We start from the raw sequence: 6122 nt of genomic DNA on the forward strand, positions 1-6122 counted from the left end.
CGAAAACACCGTCCCGATAAGGGAGTTGATATCCACCACAAGATCATGATCGAGGGCGGCTACTCGGCGTCACCACCGACTACGGGCCAGAGCCTGATTCATGACACTCCCGAGGCGGGGTCACGGTGGCGGAGGTGAGGCGGTGAGATACGGCGCGAGTTGGGCTTCAAGATCTGCGACGCGTTTGTCCAGGAAGCGATTGTTCTGGCGGGCGCTGACCAGACGCTCTTGGAGGCGCTGGTTTTCCTGGGTGAGCTGTCGTACGTGCTGCTTCAGGCTGGTGTTCTCGGTGACGATCCGCTGAAGTGAGCCTTCGGGGAGATCGTGTTCGAGGTCGCGGATCTTGCCCAGGAGTTCTGCGATACGGGTGCGCTGAGTAAGGATTTCGCGCTGGGTCTGGGCGAGTGCCTCTTCGGCGTTGAGGGCGCGCTCCCTCCAGGCGGGCTGTGTGCGGCCGCGGCTGTTGGAGATTCCGGGATGGGGTCTGCTTGTGCGGGTGGCCTGCTCGATCAGGGCTCTGGCCTGCTGGTTCTGGTAGAGGAAGGTGCGTGAGACGCGGGCGGTACGGGCAAGGGCTGCAACGGTGACAGGCGTATGGTCGCGCGCCGCGGTGGGAGCGGGTGTGCGTACGGCATGGGCGGTGGTTGCTGGACGCGGACGCCAACCAGCCGCTGGAGCACCTCGATCTGCGTGGCCTGCCGGAAGTGGTGGCGGCGCAGCGGCGGTGGGCCTGGGTGGAGCGGCGGACGGTGCGGAGCCGGAGCGGGTGTTCGCGATGGCGCGGGCAGTGGTGGCCCGGTGGTGGGAGCAAGCCCTGCAGTGGGAGGAGGAGACCATCTGGCCGCGGCGCCTGCATCAGGTTGCGGGCGGGGATGCCGGTGGTGATCTGGAGCGGTGGCGGATCGTGGGGCGGAACGCGGTCGTCTTCCCGGAGATGGTGGCGGTGGCCGACGCGCTGCTGGACCCGGCCATGGCCGAGCTGGTGTGGGCTGACAGCGGTGCCGGGCGGCCGCGGGCGCTGCCCGCCGACGGATTGTTCTGCCGCAGGCTCGGTGAGCGGCTGGGGCGTACGTGGCTGGGGCCGCTGGCCGCAGCCGACCACGGCGGGCCGCTCCTGGCGTGGATGGACAGCGTCATCCGTCTTCGCCGCAGCACCGGCGGGCCGACCGGGTACGACAACGACCCGTGGTGGCTGCGGCAGGAACACCATGCCGCCACCATGGCCGGCCAGCTGCGGGTGCTGGGCAAGGAGAAGAAGACAACGGCGAAGACCCCCTGGCCCTGCGCATCGCTGTGATCGCGGGCCGCACCGACGAGGCGACCTACTGGGCCCAGGTCACCTACACCTCGCCGGTGCCGCTGCTCGCCCCGGGCCCGCGCGTCATCGCCGAACTGCCCGAACGGTACGGCCCGCAGGACGGCTTCCTGAAGCGGGTGGTCGACGCCGGGGTCGCCGTGCGCCCGCTCAGTGCCTGCACGCACACGCGTACCGGTGATCCCGGCGTCCGGCTGGTGCTCGGGTACGCGCATCTGCCGCCGGCCCGGATCGGTGCGGGGATCCGGGCCGGCGGCGGAGGCGCTCGACGGCTGATCCGGGGGCTGGACCGCCCGTGTTCACTCGCGGTTCGCGTGGTCGCCGCAGCGCACCAGTAGGTGTGGCTGTGCACACAGGCCCGATCCCGTTCCTGGAGGCCCAGCCATGTCACACCGTCCCCTTCCCGGCCGCCGCAGCGTGCTGCGCGGCTCCCTCGCCGCGTCGGCGGCCCTGACCCTGCCCGCGGGCCTCGGCGCGGCTCCGGCGTTCGCCCGCTCCGGGCGCCCCGCTGCCGGCTGGGGCGTGCAGACGGGTGACGTGAGCGCCGACTCCGGCCTGGTGTGGGTGCGTTCGGACCGGCCGGCCCGGATGGTCGTGGAGACGTCGGCCACCGAGTCGTTCCGCAACCCGCGCAGATGGCAGGGCCCGCTGCTGGGCGCCGATACCGACTTCACCGGCACCACCCGGCTGCACGGGCTGCCCTCCGGCGAGCAGATCCACTACCGCGTGCTGCTCGCGGACCCGGACGACCCGCGGCGCACCGGCGAGCCCGTGACCGGCACCTTCCGCACGGTGTCCCGCAGCCGCCGCGACGGGGTGCGGTTCCTGTGGTCGGGTGACCTGGCGGGCCAGGGCTGGGGCATCAACCCCGACCGTGGCGGCTACCGGATCTACGACGCGATGGCGAAGCTGGACCCGGACTTCTTCCTGTGCAGCGGCGACAACGTCTACGCCGACGGTCCGATCGCCGCCACGCAGGCCCTGCCGGACGGCAGCACCTGGCGGAACATCACCACCGAGGAGAAGGCGAAGGTCGCCGAGACCCTCGCGGAGTACCGGGGCAATTTCCGCTACAACCTGCTGGACGAGAACCTGCGCCGGTTCAACGCCCAGGTGCCGTCCGTCATCCAGTGGGACGACCACGAGGTGCGCAACAACTGGTACCCGGGCGAAGTGATCGCCTCCACCGACACCCGGTACACCGAGAAGAGCGTCGACGTGCTGGCGGCGCGCGCCCGGCGGGCGTTCAGCGAGTACTTCCCGATCTCCACGCTGCGCCCGGGCGCGGACGAGGGACGCGTCTACCGCGTGCTGCGCCAGGGCCCCCTGCTGGACGTGTTCGTGCTGGACATGCGCACCTATCGCAACGCCAACTCGCCCGACAACCAGACCGTCGACCCGCAGGGCATCCTGGGCCGCGAGCAGCTGGAGTGGCTCAAGCGGGAGCTGTCGCGCTCGCGGGCGGTGTGGAAGGTCATCGCGGCGGACATGCCGATCGGGCTCGTGGTGCCCGACCCGATGGAGAACAAGCCGAACTTCGAGGCGGTGGCGCAGGGCGACCCGGGCGCCCCGCTCGGCCGGGAGCTGCAGATCGCGGACCTGCTGCGGTACATCAAGCACCAGCGGATCACCGGAACGGTGTGGCTGACGGCCGACGTGCACTACACCTCCGCCCAGCACTACCAGCCCTCGCGGGCCGCGTTCAGCGACTTCGAGCCGTTCTGGGAGTTCGTCTCGGGACCGCTCAACGCCGGTGCGTTTCCGGCAAACGCGCTGGACGGCACGTTCGGTCCGGAGCGGGTGTTCGTGAAGGCGCCGACCGCGTCGAACGTCTCGCCCGCCGGCGGCTACCAGTTCTTCGGCGAGGTCGACATCGACGGCGACAGCGCCGAACTGACGGTCCGGCTGCGGGAGCAGGACGGCACGGTGCTGTTCACCCAGACGCTGCGCCCGGGCCTGGTCGGCCAGTAAGGCACAGGCGGGCCCGGCACGGACGAGGCCGTCCGGGCCCGTACCCTCGAAGCCGTGTCGCGCGCCGACGTCATCCCCCGGCGCGCGGAACGGCTCCGCGCCCCGCCAACTCCCCCGTCCTGCGGGCATTTTCGCAAGTCAGGCCGATTGCCGGTGGTCGCCTCTACGGTTTTTCCATGACGCGATCCCTGCAGGCCGTGGCCTATCGCCGACCCTCCGCGCTGCACCCCGACGCGGATGGCCGCCACCTCGGGCTGGAAACGTCCCGAGGGGCGACACCCACGGGCACCGAGGACCATCCGCGTTTCTTCGCAGGCCTCCTGACCTCGTCTCAGATCACCTCCTCCGCACCGCTCGCGGTGGCCCACGTGGCGGCCGCGCGCTACTACCAGCCGCAGCTGCGCGCCTCGCTCGACCCGGTGGTGACGGGCAACGGCGACCGGCTGCGCTTCGAGTCCTTCTCCGACCAGGGTGGTCAGCGGGGCCGATGCGGGAGAGGGGCTCGCGCAGCGGGTTGTTGACGTCGACATTGGTCGTGCCGTGTCGGACCTCGCCGCCGTCGAGACCCGGGGTCAGGACGTCCAGCCGCGCGTACACCCCTCCGCAGTCCGGCTTGCCAAGCTTCGCTGGCGCATCGAACACGACTATCGCGAGATGAAGCAGGCCCTGGGCCTGGCCCACTTCGAAGGCCGCACCTGGAACGGCTGGCACCACCACGTCACCCTCGTCTCCGTCGCCCCGCTCCTCGTCCAGGGACAGGACGTTGATGTCGATGTACGGGCTGGTCAGCAGCAGCTCGGCGTCGGTGTAGACGGGGAACTGGCCGGGCTCCGGCTCGGGCGGCACGATGAACTTCCAGCTGCGGAAGGGCGCGGGAAGCATGTCGCGCAGCCCGGCGTGCCGGGCGAGGAACACCCCGGGGCGCAGGGCCAGGAGCATGGAGTCGATGTGGTTGTCGGCCATCCGGTACACGGTGTGCACGCGGAAGCGGTCCTCCAGGTGCCGTGTCAGCCAGTCGACCGCGAGCCGGTGGTTGTCCTGGGCGACGTTGACGATCAGGTCCTGGCCCAGGCGCAGCACTTGCGCGCCGTCGAGCATCATCTCCACGCCCACGTCGTACGGGCTGGGCTGTGGGTCGGTGATCGGCTCGGTCGGTCCGCCCAGGGTGGTGGCTGCGGACTGGGCGTAGCTGAGGTCGAAGGAGCGGTCGGTCAGGGTGGGGCGGGGCATGGTCGTCCAGCGGGCGCCGGTGTCGAAGTAGGAGCGGAAGACATTGCTGAGGAGCCGGGTTTCCAGGTAGCGGGAGCGGATGGCCGGCGGCGTCTCGATGATCTCGTCGCCGAGGATGAGGGTGTTGTCCCGCACGTTCAGGGCCGGGATCGGTGCGGCCTGCCAGCCCAGTCCGGCGATCGGCAGGGCGTCTTCGGGCAGCGGCAGCGGCCCTGGACGCCGGCGTTGTTGACGAGCGCGTGCAGCGGGCGTGGGTCGTCGGCGACCCGCGCCGCCAGCGCCTCCACTTGCTCGGGTTTGGTGATGTCGAGGATGACCGGCTCGATGCCGGTCGATCGGATGGTGTCAGCGTCTGTCGCGTCGCACGCCGGCCAAGACATGGAATCCCTCACGAGCCAGTTCGCGGGCGGCTGACGCACCCATCCCCGTGGAAGCTCCGGTTACGACGATCAGCCTCTGCGGCTCAGATGACGTTGTCATCTCAACTATCCTACCAACTCAGGTGACGCTGTCAACTGTATGGTGGGCGCCATGGCCACTCGCGCGGAATCCGCCGCCCTCACCCGCCGCGCCCTGCTCGACGCGGCCGCCGACCTCCTCGACCTCGGCGGCCCCGAAGCCGTCACCCTGCGCGAGGTGGGCGCGCGGGCAGGCGTCACGCGGGGCGCCCCGTACCGGCACTTCACGGGCAAGGACAGCTTGCTGACCGCCGTCGCGATCGAGAGTTGGGAACGGATTGCCGACCAGGTCCACGCCCTGCGGACCAACCCGGACCTGTCGGTCTCCGACAAGCTGCGCGGCGCCCTCCGCACCCTCATCGGTGTCGGCCGGGATCAGCCGCACCTGTACCAGATGCTGTTCAGGCGTCGCGGACACCGTCCTGAGGACCTGAGTGAAGGACTCGATCGCGTCCGGCGCCAGGTGTGCGCACCGGCGGGCGACCCGGCCGCAGACCGCATGCGCGCGGCCGGACGCTTCCAGGACGAGTTCCTGGCGATCGTCACCGATCTCGTCGGACGGCGGAACGCTCGGCACTACGGCGCCCTGCTGCTCGCTGGCGCGCATGGCATCGCGGACATGGAACTCACCGGCCACCTCAGCACAGGCAGATTGCGTACCACCTCCGACGAACTCGTCGACACCCTCGTCCGCATGGTCACGGACGCCGGCGAAACGGCGTAGCAATGCCCACGCCCCGTCGACGGCACACTTGGGCGGTGTTTCCGTCCACACCGGCAGTGCGAGCACCCTTGTTACCCCGCACCCGAGTCCGAGCGACCAGAAGGAACGCGGGATCGGTGACGAGGTTGAACAGATCGTCTAACCTGCGATGAGGATCATCGCTGGCCCACTGGTGCAGTTTGGTCTGAATCCCCAGTACCCGGCGCTCGCCCCAATAAAGGGCCGGCCTCAGCTCGTCGGTATTCACCGGCGACATCCTCCTGGCATTCCAGTTTCCTCCCTGCTGACTTGCTGGTCCCCTTGGCCATGTGCACGCCTCTCGCGGGCTTGGACTACTACGGGACCTCCGCCCCACCCCGCGGCCCTCGGCCGGCGACGGGCCTGCCCTGGACCAGGCTGGCTGCCTGCTCCCGAGGGCGACCGG

General features: G+C 70.2%; 8 protein-coding genes and 3 pseudogenes. 8 read left to right on the forward strand and 3 right to left on the reverse strand.

All coding sequences use genetic code 11. The features are described 5' to 3' along the window. The first annotated feature begins 159 nt into the window (after positions 1–159). Together ACFY4A_RS42120 and ACFY4A_RS42125 are read left to right on the forward strand one after the other, a co-directional pair. Positions 160–309, forward strand: coding sequence for a hypothetical protein (locus ACFY4A_RS42120; RefSeq protein ID WP_390834611.1), 150 nt, complete (start codon positions 160–162; stop codon positions 307–309). Between the two features lie 15 nt (positions 310–324). After that, positions 325–552 carry a hypothetical protein gene (locus ACFY4A_RS42125; RefSeq protein ID WP_390834612.1) on the forward strand — a complete coding sequence of 76 codons (228 nt, stop codon included), beginning with the start codon at positions 325–327 and terminating at the stop codon, positions 550–552. Here the strand turns inward: ACFY4A_RS42125 and ACFY4A_RS42130 are convergent. Further along, positions 442–837: pseudogene (locus tag ACFY4A_RS42130) on the reverse strand (DUF6262 family protein); the annotation flags it as partial. The gene ACFY4A_RS42125 and the pseudogene ACFY4A_RS42130 sit on opposite strands and share 111 nt — an antisense overlap. On the opposite strand from ACFY4A_RS42130, the gene ACFY4A_RS42135 reads away from it, so the two are divergent. The 5 genes and pseudogenes from ACFY4A_RS42135 to ACFY4A_RS42155 all read left to right on the forward strand — a co-directional run. After that, a complete protein-coding gene (locus ACFY4A_RS42135; RefSeq protein WP_390834613.1) occupies positions 776–1297 on the forward strand; it encodes a hypothetical protein in 522 nt (173 codons plus the stop codon). The pseudogene ACFY4A_RS42130 and the gene ACFY4A_RS42135 sit on opposite strands and share 62 nt — an antisense overlap. Continuing rightward, the gene (locus tag ACFY4A_RS42140) at positions 1294–1653 is read left to right on the forward strand and encodes a hypothetical protein (protein ID WP_390834607.1); all 360 of its coding nucleotides are present in this window, start codon (positions 1294–1296) and stop codon (positions 1651–1653) included. The genes ACFY4A_RS42135 and ACFY4A_RS42140 overlap by 4 nt, the downstream gene beginning before the upstream one ends. A gap of 46 nt (positions 1654–1699) precedes the next feature. After that, the gene (locus ACFY4A_RS42145; RefSeq protein WP_390834608.1) at positions 1700–3286 is read left to right on the forward strand and encodes an alkaline phosphatase D family protein; all 1587 of its coding nucleotides are present in this window, start codon (positions 1700–1702) and stop codon (positions 3284–3286) included. Between the two features lie 176 nt (positions 3287–3462). Beyond that, positions 3463–3774: pseudogene (locus ACFY4A_RS42150) on the forward strand (SWIM zinc finger family protein); the annotation flags it as partial. A 118-nt stretch (positions 3775–3892) separates the two neighbouring features. Continuing rightward, positions 3893–4024: pseudogene (locus ACFY4A_RS42155) on the forward strand (transposase); the annotation flags it as partial. 629 nt (positions 4025–4653) lie between these two features. Here ACFY4A_RS42155 and ACFY4A_RS42160 read toward each other — a convergent pair. Both ACFY4A_RS42160 and ACFY4A_RS42165 read right to left on the reverse strand, forming a co-directional pair. Next, positions 4654–4896, reverse strand: coding sequence for an SDR family NAD(P)-dependent oxidoreductase (locus ACFY4A_RS42160; protein ID WP_390834614.1), 243 nt, complete (start codon positions 4894–4896; stop codon positions 4654–4656). Then, positions 4862–4996, reverse strand: a complete 135-nt coding sequence (locus ACFY4A_RS42165) for an SDR family NAD(P)-dependent oxidoreductase (protein WP_390834609.1) — start codon at positions 4994–4996, stop codon at positions 4862–4864. The genes ACFY4A_RS42160 and ACFY4A_RS42165 overlap by 35 nt, the downstream gene beginning before the upstream one ends. Positions 4997–5047: 51 nt before the next feature. On the opposite strand from ACFY4A_RS42165, the gene ACFY4A_RS42170 reads away from it, so the two are divergent. Next, on the forward strand, positions 5048–5698 hold the full coding sequence (locus tag ACFY4A_RS42170; protein ID WP_390834610.1) for a TetR/AcrR family transcriptional regulator: 651 nt from the start codon (positions 5048–5050) through the stop codon (positions 5696–5698). Positions 5699–6122 lie beyond the last annotated feature (424 nt).

The sequence above is a fragment of the Streptomyces sp. NPDC001292 genome (genome assembly GCF_042896465.1).
Lineage (GTDB): Bacteria > Actinomycetota > Actinomycetes > Streptomycetales > Streptomycetaceae > Streptomyces.

Coding starts and splice junctions, on each gene's coding strand:
- ACFY4A_RS42160 (WP_390834614.1), bottom strand. CDS start 4,896: ATGTCTTGGCCGGCGTGCGACGCGACAGACGCTGACACCATCCGATCG.
- ACFY4A_RS42145 (WP_390834608.1), top strand. CDS start 1,700: ATGTCACACCGTCCCCTTCCCGGCCGCCGCAGCGTGCTGCGCGGCTCC.
- ACFY4A_RS42165 (WP_390834609.1), bottom strand. CDS start 4,996: ATGACAACGTCATCTGAGCCGCAGAGGCTGATCGTCGTAACCGGAGCT.
- ACFY4A_RS42170 (WP_390834610.1), top strand. CDS start 5,048: ATGGCCACTCGCGCGGAATCCGCCGCCCTCACCCGCCGCGCCCTGCTC.
- ACFY4A_RS42135 (WP_390834613.1), top strand. CDS start 776: ATGGCGCGGGCAGTGGTGGCCCGGTGGTGGGAGCAAGCCCTGCAGTGG.